Genomic DNA, 21,535 nt, shown 5'->3' with positions numbered 1-21,535 from the left:
CGACGCACAAAGTGCGCGGTCCCCTTCCATAAAAAGAGGAGACATCTTGAAATTTCGACAAAAATTCGGCTTGCCGGTCTTACTAGGCACGGTACTTACGTTGGGTTCACTCACCAGCGCGCTGGCAGAAGTCAGTGAAGTCGCCATCGCCCAGCAATACGGCATCAGTTACCTGCCGCTGATGATCATGCAGGAAAACAAGCTGCTCGAGAAGGAAACCAAAGCGGCGGGCCTTGGCGACGTCAAGGTCACCTGGGCCAAGTTTGCTGGCGGTAACGTGATGAACGATGCATTGCTGTCGGGTGACTTGCAGTTTGCTTCCGGGGGCCTTGGACCGTTCATCACGCTATGGGCCAAAACCAGAAACAACATTGGCGTCAAGGCCATCGGCGCGATGAATTCGATGCCATTGCTGCTAAACACAAACAATCCCGACATCAAGAGCCTGAAGGATTTCACTGAGAAGGACAAGATCGCGTTGCCAGCCGTAAAAGTGTCGATACAGGCGATTACGCTACAGATGGCAGCGGAAAAAGAATTTGGAGCCGGACAGGCCAATCGTCTGGATGCCCTCACCGTCACGCAATCGCACCCGGACGGGATGCTGGCCATGCTAGGCGGTGGTAGCCCGATTAATAGTCACTTCACGGCACCGCCGTTCCAGTACGTCGAGCTGGAAAAGCCAGGGATGCATACCGTCCTCAACTCTTACGACGTGACAGGCGGGCCGCATACGTTCAACGTGGTCTGGGCCAGCACCAGGTTCGTCACCGCTAATCCGAAAACCTATGCCGCCTTTCTGCGTGCTTTCGACTCCGCGATTGCGCTGATCAACAAGGACAAGCAGGCCGCTGCCGAGTTCTACGTCAAGGCTGCCAAGACGAAGGAATCGGTCGCTTTCATTGAAAAAATGTTGAACGATCCGAACATCGAATTCACCACGACACCAAAGAATTCGATGAAATATGCCGAGTTCATGCAGCGCATTGGCATGATCAAGGTCAAGCCATCGTCGTGGAAAGAAATGTTCTTCCCGAATGTGCGCAATTTGCCAGGAAGCTGAAGCGCAAAGCGCACGCTGGCCGCCGTTGGCGTGCGCGGCGTGGGCCTGACCAAATTTCATACAATGATCCGGTTGCCACGTGAAGGAATGGGCTGGCCGGTCGCCGCATATCAATTGCAGGCAGAAACCAGGTGACATCATGACAAACAGCTTGAAAGTAAAAGTCTGGCGCGGCAAGGAAAAGGGTAGTTTCAAGACCTATGATGTACCGCGGCGCGAGAGCCAGACCGTGCTGGATGTGGTGACGTTCATCCAGCGCCAGCTTGACCATACCCTCAGTTACCGCTTCTCTTGCCGGGTTGGCATGTGCGGCTCGTGCGCTATGACAGTCAACGGTGTGGCGCGTTGGACTTGCCGCACCCACGTGTCCAAGGTAGCCGTCGACGATGTGCTGGAAATCGCGCCGCTGTCGAACCTGCCGGTGATCAAGGATCTGGCCACGGACATGACGCAATTTTTTGATAAGTGGGCCAGTGCCAGAGGCCAGTTCAAGGGTTCAACCACTCGCCATGATCCATTCGCCAACGTTGACCCGGCGTCCAAGGCGCGCCTGGCCGCCAATGCCGGCATCGAATGCATCGGTTGTGGTGTTTGCTACGCCTCTTGCGACGTGGTGACCTGGCGCCCGGCCTTTCTTGGCCCCGCCGCACTGAACCGCGCCTGGACTTTGGCCAACGACGTGCGTGACACGCAGCAGGATGCGCGTTTGCAGGCCGTTGCCGGAGATGGCGGCTGTCATTCCTGCCATACCCAGGGGTCTTGTACCCAGCGCTGTCCGAAACAGATTGCGCCGACCGCCGGTATCTCCGGCCTGAAGCTGTTAACAGCGAGGGCCGCTTTGCGCGGCAAGCTATGACCAGTAACGTCGCGCGCCAAGCCCGGGGCTGGTACTTTCAGCGCATCAGCGCGATGGTGCTGGCACTGTGCGTGGTGGTGCATATCGGCGTGATCATCTATGCGGTGCGCGGTGGCCTGAGCGCTATCGAGATCCTGGCACGCACGCGTGGCAACTGGGGCTTCGGTATCTTTTATGCCACCTTCGTGCTGGCTTGTGCCGTGCATGTGCCGATCGGTGTGGCCAACATTGCCGAAGAGTGGTGGGGCTGGAGTAACCGCGGCGGCCGCATCCTGTTTTTTGTAGCCGGGCTGTTGATACTGTTGTTGGGCCTGCGCGCGGTCGCGGGAGTTACCTTTCCATGAGCCGCCGCAACGATTATCGGGCGCGTGCCCATCCTGGCTATTGGGCCTTCCTCGTACACCGGATTTCGGGTCTGGCGCTGGCGTTGTTCTTGCCGCTGCATTTCTGGGCGCTCGGCCAGGCAATTCACGGTGAAGTGGCGCTGGAAGGCTTTCTTCGCTTTGCCGACCGGCCGCTGTTCAAGCTCGGAGAGTGGGGATTGGTGGTACTGCTGTCGCTGCATATGATGGGTGGCGTGCGCTTGCTGCTGATCGAATTCGGCACGTGGTCGGGTCCGCGCAAGAACTGGATCGCTGGCGCCGTCGGTGTTGCTATCGCCACCGGCCTTGCCTTTGCAATGGCGCTGCTTTGGTAACAGTCGCAGCCGGCGACCACCTTAAATCAACGAACAAGGAAATCGCATCATGAAAATCGACTTGCAGCTGGTGGAAGATGCCGCCAAGGAACTCTATATCCGGGCGCTGAAGATCCTGCCACCTGATATCAAAGAAGGCCTGGCCCAACTGGTCCGGCGCGAGACAGCGCCAGTGGCCCAACGCATTCTCGGCACCATGGTGACCAACATCCGGGTCGCCGAAGACAATAATAACTTGCTGTGCCAGGACACTGGCGTGCCGATCTACAAGGTCATCATCGGCAGCGGCGTCGAGGTCGATGGCTTCGCCCTGAAACAGGCTATCCGCCGTGGCTGCGAACGGGCAACCCGCGAACACCCGTTGCGTTCTTCGGTAGTGCATCCGCTGACGCGCAAGAACGAACACACGTCCTGCGGTATCGAAATCCCGGCAATCAGCATCGATTTCACCACTACGCCGGATGTATTAAAAATCCTGATGATCCCCAAGGGCAGCGGCTCGGAAAACAATTCGTTTCTGAAAATGGCGATCCCGGCCGAGGGGATTAATGCCATCAAGCAATTTACCATCGATTGCGTGCTCGCTGCCGGTGGCAAGACCTGTCCGCCGACGATAGTGGGTGTCGGTATCGGTGGCACATCAGAGTTGTGCATGGCGCTCGCAAAACGTGCTTCGACCCGGGAACTGGGGACATCCTGCGCCGACCCCGATGGCGCGCTGCTTGAGCGTCAATTGTCGGCGGCGGTCAATGCGCTCGGTGTCGGACCGCAAGGACTTGGTGGCGACGCCACCGCATTCGCGGTCCATATCGAATTGGCAGCGACCCACATCACGATGAACCCGGTCGCCGTTAACATGCAGTGCCACTCGGCGCGCCGTGCATCTGCGACCTTCACGCCGACTAACCTTAGCTACGGATTCTGATCATGGCCCATTATGAACTCACCATGCCGGTTAGCGAAGCGCAGGCCCGGCAATTACGCATCAACGATACCGTGACGCTGCACCAGACGCTTTACGGGATTCGCGACGCAACTCAGATCCAGATGTTCGACCATGGCCGTGCCACCCGCTTCAATTTGAACGGCCATGCCGTGATCCACACTGCACCGAACGTCAAAAAAGTCGAGCCAAGCGCCGATTACCCTGCTGGCTACATGCCGATCTGTATTGGCACAACTACCTCGGACCGCATGGAGCGCTTTACCGAGCCCTTGATGCGACAGAACGGCGTGCGCATCATCATTGGCAAGGGCGGCATGCGCGCTGGCTCATTGGCGGCATTCAAGGAAATCGGCGGTGCCTATCTGGCCATCATTGGTGGCACGGCGGCATTGGAAACCACCTGGATTACCCAGATTGAGGAAGTGGACATGGACGACCTGAATCCTGAGTCTCTCTGGAAATTTCAAATCAAAAATTTCGGCCCGCTGCTGGTGGCGATGGACAGTCATGGCGGCAGTCTGTATGACGCCGTCAACCATGAGGCCCAATCCCGTCGTGCAGCGGTGCTGGCAAGCCTTGGCGTGCAAACGTCATGAACATCAGGCGACTGGAAACCGATATCCTCATCCTTGGCACCGGCGGGGCTGGCCTCTTTGCAGCGCTGCACGCGCATCAGGCCGATCCAGATTTGCATATCACAGTGGCGGTCAAAGGCTTGCTCGGCAAATCGGGATGTACCCGCATGGTCCAGGGCGGCTACAACGTGGCGCTGGCGAAGGGCGATTCGGTCGAGCGGCATTTCATGGACACCGTCGAAGGCAGCAAGTGGCTGTCTGACCAGGAACTGGCCTGGACTCTGGTAACCAAAGCGGTCGAGCGGATTCATGAGCTGGAAAATGAACTGGGGTGCTTCTTTGACCGTAATCCCGACGGTACTGTGCATCAAAAGGCATTTGCCGGCCAGACTTTTGACCGCACCGTACACAAGGGTGACCTGACCGGCATCGAGATCATCAACCGTCTGGCCGAGCAGGTCTGGGCGCGTGGCATCAATCGCCTGGAAGAACACCGCGCCGTTGAGTTCATCAGGACACCCGATGGGAGTGCTTTGGCAGGTGTATTGATGATCGACATGCGTGATGGCGAGTTCGTGTTCGTGCAATCCAAGGCCGTTTTGCTGGCCACCGGTGGTGGCCCGACGATGTACAAATTCCACACCCCATCCGGTGAAAAGAGCTGCGATGGGCTGGCCATGGCCTTGCGCGCCGGCTTGGCCTTACGCGACATGGAGATGGTGCAATTCCACCCTACCGGACTGCTGGCCGGTACCCACACCCGGATGACGGGCACGGTTCTGGAAGAAGGTCTGCGCGGCGCTGGCGGTTATCTACTCAACGGCGAACAACAGCGATTCATGCACGCCTATGATTCGCGCGGCGAGCGCGCAACACGGGACATCGTCTCGCGCGCGATTTATGCCGAAATGCGGGCAGGGCGTACCTCGCCCAATGGCGGCGTCTATATCCAGATGGCGCACCTGGGACCAGACAAGGTGCGCAAGCAGTTCAAGGGCATGGTCGAGCGTTGCAGTGATTGCGGCTTTGATCTGGCCGGCGGTTTGGTAGAAGTGGTGCCGACCGCTCATTACATGATGGGCGGTGTGATCTTCCGGCCCGATTGCAGCACTTCGCTGACGGGTCTGTTCGCAGCCGGCGAAGATACTGGCGGCGTGCATGGCGCCAATCGGCTGGGCGGCAACGGAGTGGCTAATTCGACCGTCTTCGGCGGCATTGCTGGCGACACCATGGCGGCCTGGGTGCAGACTAACGATAGTCTGCGGCCCGCTGACGAAGTTGCACTGGAGCAGGCAATGGCAATGCATCGCCTGCCGCTCGGACTCCCGGCCGGGAATCTGGAAGCGATCCGCGAAGCGCTCTACGACTGCATGTGGGAAGACGCCGGTATCCTGCGCACTGCGGCAGGTCTGGAGCACGGCATGCAAACGCTCGAGCGACTCGATATCGAACTGTCGCAGATCGGCGTTGACGACGATGACCCTGCCTTTAACATGACCTGGCATGACTGGTTAAATCTGAAAAGCCTGATTGCCGTGAGCAAGGTGGTGGTGACGGCGGCGCTGGCGCGGGAGGATTCGCGCGGCGCGCACTTTCGGGAAGACTATCCGGAAACCAAAGACTTGCCTGGTTCTACCTTCACCGTGGTGCGCCAGATTGATGGCCAACTCATCGTGTCGCGCACGCCGGTCGAGTTCGTGCGAGTCAGGCCGGGCGAAACCATACTTGACGACAGCCACGCGATCACCTAGCGCCCAGATCTGGACACGTTTAACGGAAGGCCTGCAGCCATGCCAAATGAGACGATTCGCGGTGCCGATCTTCTGGTACGTACGTTAGAGCGTTTTGGCGTCGAGAAAATATTTTCCCTATCGGGCAATCACATCATGCCGGTCTATGATGCCCTCGTTGATACGGCAATCGACCTGATCCATGTTCGACATGAGGCGGCCTGCGTTCACATGGCAGACGCCTACGCGCGACTGACCGGGGAAGTCGGTATTGCACTTGTCACCGGCGGCCAGGGTCATGCCAATGGGACTGCCGCCCTGGCCACCGCGCTGGCCGCAGAGTCACCTGTGATCCTGCTATCCGGCCACGCAGGTCTGAACGAACTTGGCAAGGGCGCGTTCCAGGAAATGCGCCAGGCTGAATTTTGCAGGGAGCTCACCAAAGCGTCGTGGACCGTGCAGAGTGCAGCGGCGTTCGGTCACGATCTGGCGCGCGCCATGCAAATTGCACGCAGTGGACGGCCGGGCCCGGTGCATCTGAGCCTGCCGGTCGACCTGCTGGAACAGGCAGTGCCGCTTACCGACAATCTGTGGCCTGGCATGGACGATGCGGAGCGTCTGGTTACCCCACTGTCAGACGCAGTCGCCGATCTGGTACTGATGCATGTCGCAGCGGCAGCCCGTCCGCTGATTGTATGCGGACCGACCTTCTGCAGTGTGGCGGGGCGGACGTCGATGCAGGAACTGTCGCGGCGCACGGGCGCACCCGTGGTGGGCATGGAAAGTCCGCGCGGCATAAACGATCCTGGCCTCGGTGCGTATGCCCAGGTAGTCGCCCAGGCCAGCCTGATTGTCTTGCTAGGCAAGCCGCTCGACTTTACGTTGTGCTTCGGTCACGCGCCAGCTGTTGATGCGCTTTGTCACTGGATCGTGATCGATCCCGAGAGGGCGCTGCTCGACCGCGCTGCTGGCTTGCTCCAGAAGCGTATGTTGCTCGCTACCCTGGCAGCGCCAGCCGATGCCATGCTCGCGCTGCTCAAGCGGGCTGTGCATTCTGGTCGGTCGGCCCATGCATGCGGCGTGGCCGCAGCGCCTGACAATGACTGGCTGGTTGATGCCAGTGCTCTGATCGCATACCGGCCACCGCAATGGCGCGCTATGCAATTTGCTGACGATCAACCGGTGCATCCGGTGGCGCTTGGGCGTGCGCTGCAGGCCTTCATTGACCGCCATCCGCGCACCACACTGGTCTGCGATGGTGGTGAAATTGGTCAGTGGCCGCAAGCGACCGTGCAGGTAGAGCGACGTTTGATCAACGGCGTAGCCGGTGCAATCGGGCCATCGCTACCGTTTGCGCTGGCGGCCAAGGCTGCTAATCCGGAGCAACCGGTGCTGGCGGTAATGGGGGACGGTACCTTCGGTTTTCACATGGCCGAATTCGACACTGCCGTGCGCCATGGATTGTCGGTGATCGTTGTGGTCGGCAACGATGCGCGCTGGAATGCGGAGTACCAGATTCAGGTACGTAATTACGGCGCTGCCCGCACTCTGGGTTGCGAGCTGCTGCCAACGCGTTACGAAAAGGTCGCGCAGGCACTGGGCGGGCATGGCGAATACGTGGCCACGCTGGCCGCTCTGGTGCCGGCGCTGGAACGTGCCGCGGCGTCTGGCAAGCCGGCCTGCCTTAACGTCATGCTGCAGTCGACTCCGGCCCCGATGGTGCGCTGTAAGTACTGATTCGTCGCACTTGCAGGATCAAGCGAACCCGAACACTATTTTTTTGAAATAAATATTAAATCATATAGGTCATATAGTTGACCTCGCAGAAATTAGCGCCTAAGCTTTCTGAATTCGCCAGTGATGCGAACACGTATTTTCCAAACCGAGGAGCTAAAAATGATTCACGTTGTTTTGCACGATGCAAAGGACTCCGTTGCTGTAGCAGTGGTGGAGGGCATTAAGGCTGGTACCGAACTAACCGCCTGGATCATGGATGACGACCGTACCATCACCGTCAAGGCGCTACAAGATATACCGATGGGTCATAAGGTAGCGATGAAGCCGATGGAAGTGGGCGATACGGTTTTCAAGTATGGCGTCGATATCGGCAAAGTGATAGTGGCCGCCAAGGTCGGCGAGCACGCCCACGTGCATAACATCAAGACCAAGCGCTGGTAAATCTTCGCGAGGCAGCCGTCTCGCAGGCTGCAAACCGGGCTTGTGCCCCTCAGCCTTATTCCTTTTCTTCCATTCAATTCCTGAGGTTCAGATCATGATCAGCAAAGACAGCACATTCCTTGGCTTTCGCCGCGAAAACGGCCGCGTCGGCGTCCGTAATCACGTCATCATCCTGCCGCTCGACGATCTGTCGAATGCTGCTTGTGAAGCCGTGGCTCACAACATCAAGGGCACGATGGCGATTCCTCATCCGTATGGCAGGCTCCAATTTGGCGCGGACCTGGATCTACATTTTCGTACCCTGATTGGCACCGGGTCCAATCCGAACGTCGCTGCCGTGGTCGTGATTGGTATTGAAGACAGTTGGACCAAGAAAGTAGTGGATGGTATTGCAGCGACCGGTAAGCCGGTGATCGGCTTCGGCATCGAAGGGCATGGCGATCATGAAACGATCATGAATGCTTCAAAAAAAGCGCGTGAGTTCGTCCAGTGGGCATCCGAAAAACAGCGTGAGGTGTGTCCCATCAGCGAGCTGTGGGTATCGACCAAGTGCGGCGAGAGTGATACCACTTCTGGTTGCGGTGCCAACCCGACAGTCGGCAATGCTTTCGATAAATTGCATGCTCTCGGCTCAACGCTGGTGTTCGGCGAAACCTCGGAAATCACCGGTGGCGAAACCGTCCTGGCGGCGCGCTGCGCCAATGACGCGGTGCGCAAGCAATTCATGTTTATGTTTGACCGCTACCAAGACATGATCAACCGCCACAAGACCTCCGACCTGTCGGACTCGCAGCCGACCAAAGGCAACATCGCCGGCGGCCTGACGACTATCGAAGAAAAAGCGATGGGCAATATTCAGAAGATCGGCAAGCATTGTACGGTCGATGGCGTCCTCGACAAGGCGGAAATGCCGACCCATTCCGGACTCTGGTTCATGGATTCCTCGTCGGCTGCAGCCGAGATGGTGACTCTATGCGCCGCTTCCGGTTTTGTGGTGCACCTGTTTCCTACGGGCCAGGGCAACGTGATCGGCAATCCGATCCTGCCAGTGATCAAGATTTGTGCCAATCCACGAACCGTACGGCTGATGGGCGAGCATATTGACGTTGATTGCTCGGGGCTGCTGCAACGCGAACAGACGCTCGACCAGACTGGAGACAAGCTGCTGGAAATGATGCTGGCGACCTCGAATGGTCGTTTGACCGATGCCGAGGCACTTGGCCATCGCGAATTCGTTCTGACCCGGCTATACGAAAGCGCCTGATCTGGCGCCGCGGGATCTTCGTAAAGCTGCGCAGACAGCGGGATACAAATGGGCTGCCATGTGCGACAGGCAAGGCAGGCCCGGCTTCAATGAAGTCGAACCCAATACGGAGAATTGACAGGATAGCCGGCACAGATCGGCATCAGGCGCACGCAGATGTGCGCACCATGCCGTCAGGTTGGTTATAAAGAGGAATGACAATGAACACTTTGCCGCAACCCTTGCTCGACGTCCGCGGGGTAACCTTGCAATACAAGACCAAAGAACATCTGGTCACTGCTACCTATCGTGTCGACTTCAAGGTCTATCAATCCGATCGTTTCGTCCTGCTGGGCCCATCCGGGTGCGGCAAGTCGACGTTGCTCAAGGCGGTCGGTGGGTATATGACGCCGACCGAAGGCGAGATGCGTCTGCATGACAAGATCATCACCAGGCCGGGGCCGGACCGTATGATGGTATTCCAGGAGTTCGATCAGTTACCGCCCTGGAAAACGGTCAAGCAGAATGTCATGTTTCCGTTGCTGGCCAGTGGCAAACTGAAAGGCAAGGCGGCCGCAGAAAAGGCCATGCAATATATTGAGAAAGTCAATCTCACCAAATTCTGTGATCACTACCCACACATGCTCTCGGGCGGCATGAAGCAGCGGGTGGCGATTGCACGCGGCATGGCGATGGAACCTGACATTCTGTTGATGGATGAGCCGTACGCCGCGCTGGACGCATTGACGCGCAAAAAAATGCAGGATGAATTGTTACATCTGTGGGACGATACAAGGTTCACGGTGCTGTTCGTGACACATTCTATTGCCGAGGCGGTCAAGATCGGCAATCGCATTCTGTTGCTGTCGCCACACCCCGGTCAGGTGACGGCTGAACTCAATAGTACAGGGGAAGATACTATCGATGCCAACGGTGAGCGCCTGACCGACCGTATCAACGGCATGCTGTTCTCTGAGCCGGTCGAGCCAGAAGAGGTGTCCCATGTCTGACGTGTCCGACATCCATCGTGCCGAGGTTTCGCTGCGCCCGAACATCGAGCGTGCCGAATATTTTGCGGTAAAGGCGCCGAGCACCGAATTCGGAGTGGTGCAAAAACCGCTGACATCCTGGGAGAAACTTTATAACAAAGGTAGCCTGCGCAAGATTGCAATCCTGATCTTGTTGGCGGTGATCTGGGAAATCTATGGGCGCTGGCTGAACAACCCGTTGCTGTTCCCGACGTTTTCCTCGGTGATCGTGGCCCTGGTGGCCGGCATCGTTAGTGGTGGCTTGATCGGCAAGTGCCTGTTTTCAATCAAGGTGTTGTTGATCGGTTATGCCGCCGGTCTTGCACTAGCGGCCCTGCTAACGGTGTTTGCCATTACCTCCCGCATAGGCCGCGATGTTCTCGAGACGCTTACCTCGATGTTCAACCCGCTGCCGGCCATTGCCTTGCTGCCGTTATCGTTGCTGTGGTTCGGCCTGGGTACCGGCAGTCTGGTGTTCGTATTAATCCACTCAGTCCTGTGGGCGGTGGCATTGAACACCCATTCGGGTTTCCAGTCGGTAAGTCAGACCCTGCGCATGGTCGGCAAGAATTATGGCCTGCGCGGCTTGCCGTACGTCTTTGCAATCCTGATTCCGGCTGCGTTCCCCAGCATCTTGACCGGGCTGAAAATCGGCTGGGCGTTTGCCTGGCGTACGCTGATTGCCGCCGAGCTGGTGTTTGGTGTGAGTTCCGGTAGCGGTGGGCTTGGCTGGTTTATTTACGAAAACAAGAATCAGCTGGAAATCCCCAGTGTTTTCGCCGGGCTGTTGACGGTGATCCTGATCGGCCTGTTCGTGGAAAACTTCATTTTCCGTATCATTGAGCAGCGCACCGTCGAAAAATGGGGGATGCAGAATTGAACACTCAGAATAGTAACGCGACGGCAGGAGAGCTTATGAAAATCGTCATTACTGAATTCATGGATGATGCGGCCGTCGACGTCCTGCGCGCTGCCTTTGATACGTGCTACTTACCGACGCTGGTCGACCAGCGCGCCGATCTGCTGGCGCAGCTGGAACAGGTGGATGCCTTAATCGTACGCAACAGAACCAAGGTCGATGCGGCGTTACTCGCCGCAGCACCGAACCTAAAAGTAGTGGGTCGGTTGGGTGTGGGGCTTGACAATATCGATGTCGCAGCATGTGCAGCACGTGGCATCGAAGTCATTCCTGCAACTGGCGCAAATGCCCGCGCAGTCGCCGAATATGTGATCGGAACGGCCATGGCCTTGCTGCGCCCGGCCTATACCCGCAGCGCCGAAACCGCTGCTGGCAAGTGGCCGCGCGCAGCCTTGTCGAATGGTCGCGAGCTGTCCGGCAAGACCCTCGGTCTGATTGGTTTTGGCGGCATCGGTCAATTGACCGCACGGTTGGCGCAGGCGCTGGGCGTGCATGTAATTGCGTACGACCCGATGTTTGGCCCAAAGGCGCCAGTATGGGCTGCAACAGGCGTTGCCTGCACCCGCATAGACGACCTGCTGCGGGTTGCCGACATTGTCTCGTTGCACGTACCACTGGTGGACCAGACCCGTAATCTGATCAACGCTACGGCATTGGCGAAGATGAAAAAAACATCGATCCTGATCAACACCTCGCGCGGCGGTATCGTTGACGAGTCGGCGCTGGCACAGGCATTGCACGCCAGCAACCTGGGTGGTGCGGCGATCGACGTGTTTATGCAGGAACCACTGGCCGCCGACACGCCGCTAGCCGATGCGCCGAACCTGATCCTCACGCCGCATATTGCCGGCGTCACGGAGGAATCGAATACCCGGGTCAGCGCAGTAATCGCTACACTGGTGGGCAATTACTTGCGCCAGAAGCAGTCACTCTGAAACAAATTTAGTGCGGCCAATCGACACTATGCGTCTGTCGTGCCGTGCACTTTTTCGCTAAAAGGATCCATTATCATGGCGACGCTTTCGATTTCTGAACTAAACTGCCTTGTGACACGCGCTCTCGAATGCTCTGGTGCCACCCCGACTGCAGCTGGCGCCGCCGCACGGGCATTGGTATCGGCCGAAGCCCAGGGTCTGGGTTCGCACGGTGTCTCGCGCGTGCCGCAATATGCGACTTTCCTCGGCAATGGCAGGAGCAACCGTGATGCAGTGCCGGAAATTGTGCGCTCTAAGGGTGGCAGTTGCCTCATCGACGCGCACAGCGGGATGGCATACGAAGCTTGCGCTATGGCCATCAACACCGTCATCGCCCGCGCCGGCGAATTCGGTATCGGCTGTGTCGGCGTCACCAATAGCAATCACTTCGGTGCCGCTGCGGTGCATCTGGAGCCACTCGGCCAGGCTGGGCTGGTTGGACTTGCCTTCAGCAATTCGCCTGCCGCGATGCCAGCCTGGGGCGGTAAGACGCCGCTGTTCGGTACCAATCCGATTGCGGCAGTGTTTCCGCGTCGCGACAAAGCACCCTTAGTCATCGATCTGGCGCTGAGCGAGGCGGCGCGTGGCAAGATCATGCTGGCGGCAAAAGAGGGCAAGCCAATCCCGCTGGGCTGGGCGCTCAACAAAGCAGGGCAGCCGACCACCGACGCCAGGGCAGCGCTGGAAGGCAGCATGCTGCCGGTGGGAGGCGTTAAGGGAGCGATGCTGGCACTCACAGTAGAATTGCTGGCCTGCGCACTGACCGGCGCTGCCTTTGGTTTCGAAGCTGATTCTTTCTTCGTTGATACAGGCAATCAACCGCGCCTGGGTCAATTATTTTTGGCGATTGACCCCGGTACACTGGCTGGCTCAGACACATATTTTAGTCGCACCGAACGCCTGATCGACATGATGTTGGAAGACGAAGGCGTACGTATCCCAGGCGAGCGGCGCCGTGACCTGGCCAACGCAGCCGTTCGGAACGGCATCACCATTGCCGATGCCTTGCACGTGCAGATCCTGCGCCTGGCTGGCGAGGGTGCCGCAGTATGAGCTTGCCTGCGGACGACGACGGAGGCGAGTAGAAGTCAAGTGCACAATCAGTCGACCACCCCGCACGCTATGACGACAGGATCATATTGATGGATGACCCCGATCGTTTGAGGGCCTTAAAACATTCACGTTCAACAGGAGGAGGAGGGGATCGATCATCCCACCCTTCGTGAGCAATGGTTCGGTCACATTACCAGAGACAAATCGGACTGCCGACAGTTTTTTGATCCAGCTTCAAACCGAATGGATTTATCCCGCCAAAGCATAAGACTGGTGGGTAAACGACATCATATTTTCTGCTGTGACGATCATCTATCCTTTTCGAATCATGTGCATGACACACGATCTCTTTGGCGCTTTACTCACCCGCGGTGACAACAGAGCGTCAAGTTCATTAATTCCAAATCCCAGTCAAACCGACTTTTTAAACTCCTATTTTCGTCAGTAATTATCGGTACTTATCAGTATACTGACATGGTATTATCTTAATAATAGTGCCGCAAGGTATTGTTATGTAATGAATAATAATGGATGTCGTTCCCACCATAGCAATGGTTGTCCGTGTGCAAAGAATAAAAGTACTTATAAAAAACCAGCATTACCCAGGAGGAAGACATGAAAATTCGTAATAAATTATTATTAGTCTCGTTACTCACAAGTGTCGGGACTGCCGTCTTTGCGCAGACATCGCCTGCTCCGGCAGTAGCGCCTGCATGGACACAAGGTATGTCAGCGGATCTAGCAAATTCAACTTTACATCCGATCGCGACAATCTTGATCGGACGCAGTGCCAGCGAGCTTCCGATCGAAAAACTAAAAGTGCCACCCGGCTTCAAAGTTGAGGTTTGGGCGGATGGAATTCCGGACGCACGTTCGCTTGCGCTTGGTAGTAAAGGGACCGTTTTCGTCAGCAATCGCGGGCTAAGCAATGTGTACGCCGTAATCGACCATGACGGAAAGCGTGAAGTAAAAACCATCCTTAAAGGACTGAACTCACCGAATGGACTGGCGTTTGCCGACGGCACTCTGTACGTAGCTGAACGCGAACGCATCGTTGCCTATGCTGGGATCGAGGACAATCTCGATAATCCTCCGGCGCCTCGGGTAATCGTCGATGGCCTGCCGGAGCAACCAGGGCACTTCTGGAAAGTTCTGACGACAGGCCCGGACGGTAAAATATATTTCAATATTGGTTCGCCGCAGAATATTACTATGCCGAGTTATATACAGGCAGCAATCCTGCGGGTTGATCCAAAAACGGGCGTCGTGGAAGATGTCGCGCACGGAGTGCGTAATAGCGTCGGTATGGCGTTTAATCCGCGTACGAAAAAGCTTTGGTTTACTTCCAATGCACGCGACTGGATGGGTAACCAAGGACCGGAAGACGTTCTCGAAACTGTGACCAAAGTGGGACAACATTTTGGCTTTCCGTTCTGCCACCAGGGAACGATCCTCGATCCGATCTATGGCAAGAACCGTTCATGCGCCGAATTTACTCCACCGTCGATGTTATTGGGCGCGCACGTAGCACCTTTGGGAATGCGTTTCTATACGGGTAAAAGTTTTCCTGCGGCGTATCGTAACGACATGTTTATCGCGCTGCACGGCTCGTGGAACAGGGAAGAAAAACAAGGCTACCGAGTAGACCGCGTGCACACCGACGCCAAGGGCCATCTTGTAAAGGAAGTTTTTCTTGACGGATTCATGACCGATGCGCGTGCCGATCCACCGATGTGGGGTCGTCCAGTTGACGTGCTTGTCATGAATGATGGTGCACTTCTGGTTTCCGACGACTATAACGGCGTTGTATATCGAGTCAGTTACGTCGGTAAATAACGATTCCAGGTTGAGGTTTTAACATTTGATGCATCGCAACTGGTGCATCACAACTGTCACAAAGAAATGAGACTTCACACATGAAATCTGACTTATGCAGGCGACCCACGTCGGGTGCTGTAGTGAAGCGGCTCCGTCAAAAGCGATGGATGCGCGCCGCGTGGTTGGCGGGGTGCATGCTGGCGATAAGCAGTGGCACGACGGCGGCGCAGGATATCGCTGTTCCTCCAAAAGCGCAAGTCTGTGCCAGTTGCCACGGGGTTGGCGGTAATTCGCACATTGCTGCCATTCCGAATCTGGCCGGACAACCCAAGCAGTTCCTGGTTGCTGCGCTTTATATGTTCCGCGAAGGCAAACGTAAAAATGACCTGATGTCACCAATGGCATCAGGGCTTAGTAATGCCGATCTGAACGAGCTGGCGACCTACTTTTCGAGTCAGAAGCAGGAACAGCCGACGGCAGTATTGACCGAGCAACAAATTAGCGCCGGGGCGGCGTTGACGCAACAGAATCATTGCATTGCGTGCCACGCGCGGGATTTGGGCGGCCAACAGCACATACCTCGGCTGGCCGGACAACATTACGACTATATCAAAGCGCAACTGATAAGTTTTCACGCCAGTACCCGTTACGATATGGACGGCGTCATGACCTCAGCCGCCCAGGCTCTGTCGGAAAACGATATTGAAACCCTGGCGGTGTATTTATCCGGCCTCACGAGCATCGCACCGATTTCTGCGACGCCCGCAAAGCCTCCGACTAAATAAACGCAGCGTATCGAAAGCAGGCATTATAAGCAGCAACGCCAACGGTTAATTGGCCGGGCCTTACCGTGTATTCGTAATTAAAAATATTAAGAGTTCTGCAAATTGATATGGATGAACAACTTTATTGGGATGCAATTTACAAGACGAAATCATCTGATGAGGTAAGCTGGTACCGTCCACATCTTGAAAAATCCTTGGAATTGATTCAACGTGCAGCAATCGGCTCCGCGGTGCAGATTATTGATGTGGGTGGCGGCGAAGCCACCCTGGTAGATGACTTGCTGGCAAATGGCTATCGCAATATCAGTGTGCTGGACATCTCACAGACTGCCATTGATGTATCTCGGCAGCGTTTGGGAAAAGCTGCGGATAACGTAGCATGGCTGGTCGGTGATATTACGCAGATTGCATTGCCGCAACAATTTTATGATGTGTGGCATGATCGCGCTGTCTTCCATTTTCTGACCCGGCCCGAGCAACGTGTTGCGTATGTGCGTCAGGTCATGGCGGCGATGAAACCGGGCGGCACAGTCATCGTCGCGACCTTCGGACCGGAAGGCCCGGAAACGTGCAGCGGACTTGATATCGTTCGCTATGACAGCGAAGCACTCCATGATCAATTCGGTGCACGTTTCCGATTAGTGGAAAGTGGCGTGGAAGTACATCAAACACCATTCGGGACGACGCAACAGTTCTTGTATTGTTATTGCAAGATGGACGCCGAATCAACCTGAAAAAAACGCAGCGTTTTGCAAGCTTGCGTACGAGGCGTAAGATACGTTACACGCACGTCTGCTGTAAGATAGTTAGCTATTGATCGCGATCCAATGTTGGTGGATACCGAACGACATTGGCGTGTAAATTGTTCGCATCGGCAGACTAGGCCATTACTTGAAGCCTTCCTTGCAGATCGTGAAGTTCCAAGGACTTCACTCTGCTATGGTGTCAATGAGCTACTCTTCTCCGGCGCGAGCTATTTAACCCACCAAAGAGGACCATTATGAGTACCTTTAAATTAGTCGCCAACGAAATTTATATAGGCCCGCAGCCGAACGATCAAGATCTGCAGGACGCCAGGCAGCAAGGGATTCGCACGATTATTGATTTTCGGGAGCCCTCCGAGACTACTACCTCGAACGAGATACTTACCACAAACCATCATCTGTCGTACGTCAATATTCCAGTCAATAAAACAGCGCCAAACGCTAGCCAGATCAGGGACCTGACTGATGCACTAAAAAATAACGAGGGTCCTTTTTTGCTGCATTGCGTGAGCGGTGCGCGTGCAGCGTTAATACTCTCCCTGAGCAGGGCTGAGCAGCATGACTGGAATGGCGAGCAGACCATGCTGGAAGCCAAAAAAATGGGCTACGATTTAACGGCGTTTCCGGAATTTTGTACGTTTGTGGCACAGAACCGGAATTAGATCATGCTCCACTAATAGCGATGATCAAACGCGATTCGCCTCACGGTGAGGCGTTTTAGGCGTGACCGTGTGCGTACCTTTCCGCGGCATGAGATAGTGGCCCTGGTCGCTTATAACGCGTAAAAATCCACGGGTTGCTTGATTGCCGAAGGTGGCAAGCGAAACGGCTTCAAACTATTGGAAACAAGGACCACAATGATTCGATTTTTTTCAACAGAAATAAAAAAAACCGTTGGCTTTAGTATTCTCGCATTAGCGACATTGACCAGTCTGACTGCACGAGCAGACGACATCTCACGAATATTGCCCTTGCAGACCCATGCCGCTTTTTTTTCCAGTGAAACCAAACAAAAAACTCCTCTGGACCCGCAGGTGTTTGTTGCGGCGCCGACGGCCCCTGCAGCAACCGGCCCACAAGGTATCGAGCATATTGCCGGGGTGCGCAACGCATTGATTTCCGATATGCCCGAGCTACCGATCATGAACGCCATGGGCAAGTCATTGGACATGACACTGGGGGCCTGGCTAGCCGCGCAGGGTGACGTTGTCCTGACCAACATGCCGAATGGAACACAAAAAATTACGTTAATTTTGACGCACCTATTTCCACACGGCGTCTATAGCGTATTCGAGAACCATTTTGATCAGAAGCCAGTCGGATTTACACCACTTGACGGCAATGGAACCGCGAATAAATTTGTCTCTGATGGCGAAGGCAAAGCCAATGTCACCATCATTTCGCCATTGCCACTAACGCACGATAATGCTGTGCTGGTTATTTACCATTCCGATGGCAAAACCCATGCAAAATTGCGTGGTGATATTGGCGTTGATGCGCATCATCAACTGATTGTCAGACCCTGACTAGCGCTTTTAAGTAAAGCAGTATTGTGATTAGTTTTAATTTTGCTGTGTAACCGATAGCGTCGATACGACGCTGTCCAAGTATTGGTCCGACCCGGCGGTGCATTATGCAGCTGCCACGGTCATTCTTCAGGCCTCGGCCATACCGGCAATTCGACAAGTGCTATTTCGCATGCTACGAAGACTGTCCTCGCTTCACCCTGCGCAACAAGACAGTTGCTTGACGTCTTTAAAAAAAGTCTGAGCGCAAAGCTTTAATCCTTCTACCATCGTCAGGTACGGAAACAACTGATCGGCTAGCTCGTGCACCGTCAAGCGTGCCAGAATAGCCATTGCAGCAGTCTGAATCAATTCACCGGCTTCCGGTGCCACTATATGCACCCCGATCAGAATGCCGGAAGGCCTGTCAACGACCATCTTGATAAACCCCCGTGTGGCGAAATTGACCAGTGCCCTCGGAACATTATCAAGCGTCAGTATCCGACTTTCAGTGTTAATCCCGATAAGGTGTGCTGCGGCCTCGCTCAGCCCCACAGCGGCAACCTGAGGATCGGTGAAGACGACCGCTGGCATTGCGCTCAGATCAAGACTGGCAGTACCACCCGTCATGTTGATGGCTGCGCGGGTACCCGCTGCGGCTGCTACATAGACATATTGTGGCTGGTCAGTGCAGTCTCCGGCGGCGAAGATGTTTTCTGCGCTGGTGCGCATACCCTGATCAATCATGATGGTACCGTCTGCCTTAACAGCAACACCCGCCGCTTCCAGTCCTAGGTTGCTGGTATTGGGCGCGCGTCCGGTCGCGATCAATAGCTGGTCTGCAGTGACTTCGCCGTATGGCGTGGTAAGCGTGAACTCGCCATTCGTATAGCGAACCTGGCTGGCCTGTGTGTGTTCCAGCACTGTGATGTTCTCGGCGCGAAAAGCGGCCGTGACGGTTTCCCCGATGGCAGGGTCTTCGCGCGACAACAGCGTGCTGCGCGCAAGTAGCGTCACTATGCTGCCCAGACGGGCAAATGCTTGCGCCAATTCCAGCGCAACCACCGATGAACCGATCACGGCCAATCGGTGGGGAATATTGTCATTGATCAAGGCCTCGGAAGAGGTCCAGTAGGGTGTATCGTTTAAGCCGGTGATGGGTGCAACGTGCGCACTAGCGCCGGTGGCAATCAGGCAGCGGTCGAACGCGACGACGCGTTCACCGCCGTCATTCAAGCGCACCATCAGACTCTGACCGCCGTTGAAGTGTGCCTCACCACGCACTAGGGCAATCGCTGGATTGCTCTCTAATATGCCCTCATATTTGGCAGCGCGTAATGCATCCACGAGAGCTTGTTGCTGCGCTACCAGCTTGCTGCGATCAATGACGGGTTTAGTCGCCCCTATGCCTTCATCGAATGGGCTTATGCGGCGAAGATGGGCGATATGCGCAGCCCGGATCAGGATTTTGGATGGCACGCAGCCGCTGTTGACGCAGGTACCTCCGATGATGCCACGCTCAATCAACGTAACTCGGGCGCCTTCATCGACGGCTTTAAGTGCTGCCGCCATGGCCGCGCCACCGCTGCCGATAATGGCTATATGCAAACCACTACCGGAATTTTTAGGTAAGTCATTTTCGTCGCCTCGCAGGTGTTGCGTTTCCGCGCAAGTCATTGTTGGGAAGTTTTTCACCTTGTATTCTTCGGCGACGATGGATAGCCGGCGTTTGCAGTCGCTTTGGTCAGAGTCTCGACCTCGGTTTTGCTATCGTCGAATGTGACGATCGCTTCGCGCTGATCGTAAATGATCTTTGTCTTGGTGACGCCCGCCACTTTCGAGATCGCGTGCTTGACGGTAATCGGACAGGTGCTACAGGTCATGCCTGGTACCGATAATGTCACCGTCCGGGTGGCAGCCTTTACCGGAGCAATAGTGGCCATGATGGCAGCTGCCAAAGCGAGGGATGAAAATAGTTTTGTCATGGAAGACTCCTGATTAATAGAAAAATGGCGCTATCAGCGGGAAACCTAACGCTATTAATGTCAGCACGGAGACCACCCAGAAAATAGCTTTGTAGGTTTTTCTTACCTGCGGTATTGCGCATACATCAGCGGGCGCGCACGCTAGGGCGGGGCGGAATATTTTTTTCCATGAGACGATCATCGCCACCAGGGCGACGCCGAGGAAGAGCGGACGGTAAGGCTCAAGCAAGGTCAAATTGCCGATCCACACGCCGCTGAATCCCAGCAGCATGAGGATCAATGGCCCCAGACAGCAAGTCGAGGCAAGGATGGCTGCGACCCCACCTGTGAAGAGGGCGATGCGCCCGTTTTTTGATGTCGACATGCGTTGTTCCTGTTAAAACGTTCACGAATAGCGCAACCTTAATACCGTAGTCAAGTACGGAGTCAATCGCTATGCACACTATTTCAGACAATCTGACGATCGGCTTATTCGCCAAAGCCGCCGGGGTCAATGTAGAAACTATTCGTTTTTATCAACGCAAGCGTTTATTGACCGAGCCCGACAAACCTTACGGCCGCATCCGTCGGTATGGCAAGGCAGATGTAGCGCGGGTACGGTTTGTGAAGTCGGCCCAGCGACTGGGCTTTAGCCTGGATGAAATCGCAGAATTGCTCAGACTTGAGGACGGTGCGCACTGCCTGGAAGCGCGGCAAATAGCCGAGCACAAACTACTGGATGTGCGTCAAAAGATGGCCGACCTCGCCCGCATGGAAGCAGTGTTGTCGATAGTGGTAAGTGCCTGCGATGCTCGCAAGGGGAATGTATCCTGCCCCATGATCGTGTTGCTTCAAGAAAAGCAACGCATGGACAATTTAGCAAAATAGGAAAACACTCCCTTTTGCACACTTAAGTTTTAGATGGGGCACGCTCAAGTCCCCCGCATTTTGTTTATTATCGTTAAGCAAATGTGCCGAGGGAACGATCAACCTTTCCAGGCAGTTTTTTTAGATACGTTCGCCGAGTAACGTTCGATGATCTCAAACATCACCATGCCGCTCAACATTGCCAACGTAAAAATCCAGGGCTTGCCCGAACCGGTCGTCAAAGATACTAAAACAGGGCCAGGACAGTAGCCAGCCAGCCCCCAACCGGCACCAAATGCCAGTGCGCCAAAAATCAGACGACGGTCGATTTGTCGCGCCGTAGGCAGACGCATCGGCGCGCCCAGGAGCGACTTGGTGCGCGTGCGGGCGCAGCGAAATGCAACCAGACCTACCAGAATCGCGCCTCCCATCACCATTGCCAGCGACGGATCCCATTTGCCGCTCACATCCAGAAAACCGATCACCTTGGACGGGTCGGTCATACCAGAAATAATCAGGCCGATTCCAAAAATGAGTCCACTCAATAATGCTGTCATTAGTTGCATGCCG

Annotated in this window: 23 protein-coding genes and 1 pseudogene; 20 read left to right on the top strand and 4 right to left on the bottom strand. The window is 55.6% G+C overall.

Features of this window, described 5'->3' with window-relative positions; genetic code table 11:
* The first annotated feature begins 46 nt into the window (after positions 1 to 46).
* From RGU75_RS19265 to RGU75_RS19175, 19 genes are all read left to right on the top strand, one after another.
* Complete coding sequence (locus tag RGU75_RS19265; protein WP_322238699.1) at positions 47 to 1,063, top strand: ABC transporter substrate-binding protein; 1,017 nt, start codon at positions 47 to 49, stop codon at positions 1,061 to 1,063.
* Positions 1,064 to 1,202: 139 nt separating this feature from the next.
* Positions 1,203 to 1,919 (top strand): succinate dehydrogenase/fumarate reductase iron-sulfur subunit, encoded by a 717-nt coding sequence (locus tag RGU75_RS19260; protein WP_322238697.1) that lies wholly within the window; start codon positions 1,203 to 1,205, stop codon positions 1,917 to 1,919.
* Positions 1,916 to 2,263 carry a succinate dehydrogenase gene (locus RGU75_RS19255; RefSeq protein WP_322238695.1) on the top strand — a complete coding sequence of 116 codons (348 nt, stop codon included), beginning with the start codon at positions 1,916 to 1,918 and terminating at the stop codon, positions 2,261 to 2,263. Before RGU75_RS19260 ends, RGU75_RS19255 begins: the two co-directional genes overlap by 4 nt.
* On the top strand, positions 2,260 to 2,616 hold the full coding sequence (sdhC, locus tag RGU75_RS19250) for a succinate dehydrogenase, cytochrome b556 subunit (RefSeq protein WP_322238694.1): 357 nt from the start codon (positions 2,260 to 2,262) through the stop codon (positions 2,614 to 2,616). Before RGU75_RS19255 ends, sdhC begins: the two co-directional genes overlap by 4 nt.
* 49 nt (positions 2,617 to 2,665) lie before the next feature.
* Entirely contained in the window at positions 2,666 to 3,541 is an 876-nt protein-coding gene (locus tag RGU75_RS19245) for a fumarate hydratase (RefSeq protein ID WP_322238692.1), read from the top strand.
* Between the two features lie 2 nt (positions 3,542 to 3,543).
* Entirely contained in the window at positions 3,544 to 4,158 is a 615-nt protein-coding gene (locus RGU75_RS19240; protein ID WP_322238690.1) for a fumarate hydratase C-terminal domain-containing protein, read from the top strand.
* On the top strand, positions 4,155 to 5,888 hold the full coding sequence (locus RGU75_RS19235) for an L-aspartate oxidase (RefSeq protein WP_322238687.1): 1,734 nt from the start codon (positions 4,155 to 4,157) through the stop codon (positions 5,886 to 5,888). Before RGU75_RS19240 ends, RGU75_RS19235 begins: the two co-directional genes overlap by 4 nt.
* A 39-nt stretch (positions 5,889 to 5,927) precedes the next feature.
* A complete protein-coding gene (locus RGU75_RS19230; protein WP_322238685.1) occupies positions 5,928 to 7,604 on the top strand; it encodes a thiamine pyrophosphate-binding protein in 1,677 nt (558 codons plus the stop codon).
* A gap of 159 nt (positions 7,605 to 7,763) precedes the next feature.
* Entirely contained in the window at positions 7,764 to 8,045 is a 282-nt protein-coding gene (locus tag RGU75_RS19225) for a UxaA family hydrolase (protein WP_322238683.1), read from the top strand.
* Between the two features lie 94 nt (positions 8,046 to 8,139).
* The gene (locus RGU75_RS19220) at positions 8,140 to 9,309 is read left to right on the top strand and encodes a UxaA family hydrolase (protein WP_322238682.1); all 1,170 of its coding nucleotides are present in this window, start codon (positions 8,140 to 8,142) and stop codon (positions 9,307 to 9,309) included.
* 200 nt (positions 9,310 to 9,509) lie between these two features.
* Positions 9,510 to 10,298 (top strand): ABC transporter ATP-binding protein, encoded by a 789-nt coding sequence (locus RGU75_RS19215; RefSeq protein WP_322238680.1) that lies wholly within the window; start codon positions 9,510 to 9,512, stop codon positions 10,296 to 10,298.
* Positions 10,291 to 11,196, top strand: coding sequence for an ABC transporter permease (locus tag RGU75_RS19210; RefSeq protein WP_322238678.1), 906 nt, complete (start codon positions 10,291 to 10,293; stop codon positions 11,194 to 11,196). The genes RGU75_RS19215 and RGU75_RS19210 overlap by 8 nt, the downstream gene beginning before the upstream one ends.
* 35 nt (positions 11,197 to 11,231) lie before the next feature.
* Positions 11,232 to 12,170: a hydroxyacid dehydrogenase gene (locus RGU75_RS19205; protein ID WP_322238676.1), complete on the top strand. Its 939-nt coding sequence runs from the start codon at positions 11,232 to 11,234 to the stop codon at positions 12,168 to 12,170.
* 75 nt (positions 12,171 to 12,245) lie between these two features.
* Positions 12,246 to 13,262, top strand: coding sequence for an Ldh family oxidoreductase (locus tag RGU75_RS19200; protein ID WP_322238674.1), 1,017 nt, complete (start codon positions 12,246 to 12,248; stop codon positions 13,260 to 13,262).
* A 615-nt stretch (positions 13,263 to 13,877) separates the two neighbouring features.
* A complete protein-coding gene (locus RGU75_RS19195; protein WP_322238672.1) occupies positions 13,878 to 15,098 on the top strand; it encodes a PQQ-dependent sugar dehydrogenase in 1,221 nt (406 codons plus the stop codon).
* Between the two features lie 176 nt (positions 15,099 to 15,274).
* The gene (locus RGU75_RS19190; protein WP_322238670.1) at positions 15,275 to 15,865 is read left to right on the top strand and encodes a c-type cytochrome; all 591 of its coding nucleotides are present in this window, start codon (positions 15,275 to 15,277) and stop codon (positions 15,863 to 15,865) included.
* Positions 15,866 to 15,972: 107 nt separating this feature from the next.
* Complete coding sequence (locus RGU75_RS19185) at positions 15,973 to 16,599, top strand: class I SAM-dependent methyltransferase (RefSeq protein WP_322238669.1); 627 nt, start codon at positions 15,973 to 15,975, stop codon at positions 16,597 to 16,599.
* Positions 16,600 to 16,865: 266 nt separating this feature from the next.
* Positions 16,866 to 17,291 carry a beta-lactamase hydrolase domain-containing protein gene (locus RGU75_RS19180; protein WP_322238667.1) on the top strand — a complete coding sequence of 142 codons (426 nt, stop codon included), beginning with the start codon at positions 16,866 to 16,868 and terminating at the stop codon, positions 17,289 to 17,291.
* Positions 17,292 to 17,486: 195 nt separating this feature from the next.
* Positions 17,487 to 18,155, top strand: a complete 669-nt coding sequence (locus RGU75_RS19175) for a hypothetical protein (protein ID WP_322238665.1) — start codon at positions 17,487 to 17,489, stop codon at positions 18,153 to 18,155.
* A 195-nt stretch (positions 18,156 to 18,350) separates the two neighbouring features.
* Here the strand turns inward: RGU75_RS19175 and merA are convergent.
* The 3 genes and pseudogenes from merA to merT all read right to left on the bottom strand — a co-directional run.
* Positions 18,351 to 19,736: pseudogene (gene merA, locus RGU75_RS19170) on the bottom strand (mercury(II) reductase); the annotation flags it as partial.
* 89 nt (positions 19,737 to 19,825) lie between these two features.
* Complete coding sequence (merP, locus tag RGU75_RS19165) at positions 19,826 to 20,119, bottom strand: mercury resistance system periplasmic binding protein MerP (RefSeq protein ID WP_322238663.1); 294 nt, start codon at positions 20,117 to 20,119, stop codon at positions 19,826 to 19,828.
* Between the two features lie 13 nt (positions 20,120 to 20,132).
* Complete coding sequence (gene merT, locus RGU75_RS19160) at positions 20,133 to 20,483, bottom strand: mercuric ion transporter MerT (RefSeq protein ID WP_322238661.1); 351 nt, start codon at positions 20,481 to 20,483, stop codon at positions 20,133 to 20,135.
* A gap of 71 nt (positions 20,484 to 20,554) precedes the next feature.
* On the opposite strand from merT, the gene merR reads away from it, so the two are divergent.
* Positions 20,555 to 20,986 carry an Hg(II)-responsive transcriptional regulator gene (gene merR / locus RGU75_RS19155; protein WP_322238659.1) on the top strand — a complete coding sequence of 144 codons (432 nt, stop codon included), beginning with the start codon at positions 20,555 to 20,557 and terminating at the stop codon, positions 20,984 to 20,986.
* A gap of 98 nt (positions 20,987 to 21,084) precedes the next feature.
* Here the strand turns inward: merR and RGU75_RS19150 are convergent, their stop codons facing one another.
* Entirely contained in the window at positions 21,085 to 21,531 is a 447-nt protein-coding gene (locus RGU75_RS19150) for a YeeE/YedE family protein (RefSeq protein ID WP_322238657.1), read from the bottom strand.
* Positions 21,532 to 21,535 lie beyond the last annotated feature (4 nt).

This window comes from Glaciimonas sp. CA11.2, from assembly GCF_034314045.1.
Lineage (GTDB): Bacteria > Pseudomonadota > Gammaproteobacteria > Burkholderiales > Burkholderiaceae_D > Glaciimonas.
The sequence above is the reverse complement of the archived record's forward strand: the minus strand, read 5'-3'. Positions and strand labels throughout refer to the sequence as shown.

Bases quoted from the DNA above. Each gene is read 5' to 3' on its own strand.
- RGU75_RS19260 (WP_322238697.1), top strand. From the start codon at position 1,203: ATGACAAACAGCTTGAAAGTAAAAGTCTGGCGCGGCAAGGAAAAGGGT.
- RGU75_RS19255 (WP_322238695.1), top strand. From the start codon at position 1,916: ATGACCAGTAACGTCGCGCGCCAAGCCCGGGGCTGGTACTTTCAGCGC.
- sdhC (WP_322238694.1), top strand. From the start codon at position 2,260: ATGAGCCGCCGCAACGATTATCGGGCGCGTGCCCATCCTGGCTATTGG.
- RGU75_RS19245 (WP_322238692.1), top strand. From the start codon at position 2,666: ATGAAAATCGACTTGCAGCTGGTGGAAGATGCCGCCAAGGAACTCTAT.
- RGU75_RS19240 (WP_322238690.1), top strand. From the start codon at position 3,544: ATGGCCCATTATGAACTCACCATGCCGGTTAGCGAAGCGCAGGCCCGG.
- RGU75_RS19235 (WP_322238687.1), top strand. From the start codon at position 4,155: ATGAACATCAGGCGACTGGAAACCGATATCCTCATCCTTGGCACCGGC.
- RGU75_RS19230 (WP_322238685.1), top strand. From the start codon at position 5,928: ATGCCAAATGAGACGATTCGCGGTGCCGATCTTCTGGTACGTACGTTA.
- RGU75_RS19225 (WP_322238683.1), top strand. From the start codon at position 7,764: ATGATTCACGTTGTTTTGCACGATGCAAAGGACTCCGTTGCTGTAGCA.
- RGU75_RS19220 (WP_322238682.1), top strand. From the start codon at position 8,140: ATGATCAGCAAAGACAGCACATTCCTTGGCTTTCGCCGCGAAAACGGC.
- RGU75_RS19215 (WP_322238680.1), top strand. From the start codon at position 9,510: ATGAACACTTTGCCGCAACCCTTGCTCGACGTCCGCGGGGTAACCTTG.
- RGU75_RS19210 (WP_322238678.1), top strand. From the start codon at position 10,291: ATGTCTGACGTGTCCGACATCCATCGTGCCGAGGTTTCGCTGCGCCCG.
- RGU75_RS19205 (WP_322238676.1), top strand. From the start codon at position 11,232: ATGAAAATCGTCATTACTGAATTCATGGATGATGCGGCCGTCGACGTC.
- RGU75_RS19200 (WP_322238674.1), top strand. From the start codon at position 12,246: ATGGCGACGCTTTCGATTTCTGAACTAAACTGCCTTGTGACACGCGCT.
- RGU75_RS19195 (WP_322238672.1), top strand. From the start codon at position 13,878: ATGAAAATTCGTAATAAATTATTATTAGTCTCGTTACTCACAAGTGTC.
- RGU75_RS19190 (WP_322238670.1), top strand. From the start codon at position 15,275: ATGCTGGCGATAAGCAGTGGCACGACGGCGGCGCAGGATATCGCTGTT.
- RGU75_RS19185 (WP_322238669.1), top strand. From the start codon at position 15,973: ATGGATGAACAACTTTATTGGGATGCAATTTACAAGACGAAATCATCT.
- RGU75_RS19180 (WP_322238667.1), top strand. From the start codon at position 16,866: ATGAGTACCTTTAAATTAGTCGCCAACGAAATTTATATAGGCCCGCAG.
- RGU75_RS19175 (WP_322238665.1), top strand. From the start codon at position 17,487: ATGATTCGATTTTTTTCAACAGAAATAAAAAAAACCGTTGGCTTTAGT.
- merP (WP_322238663.1), bottom strand. From the start codon at position 20,119: ATGACAAAACTATTTTCATCCCTCGCTTTGGCAGCTGCCATCATGGCC.
- merT (WP_322238661.1), bottom strand. From the start codon at position 20,483: ATGTCGACATCAAAAAACGGGCGCATCGCCCTCTTCACAGGTGGGGTC.
- merR (WP_322238659.1), top strand. From the start codon at position 20,555: ATGCACACTATTTCAGACAATCTGACGATCGGCTTATTCGCCAAAGCC.
- RGU75_RS19150 (WP_322238657.1), bottom strand. From the start codon at position 21,531: ATGCAACTAATGACAGCATTATTGAGTGGACTCATTTTTGGAATCGGC.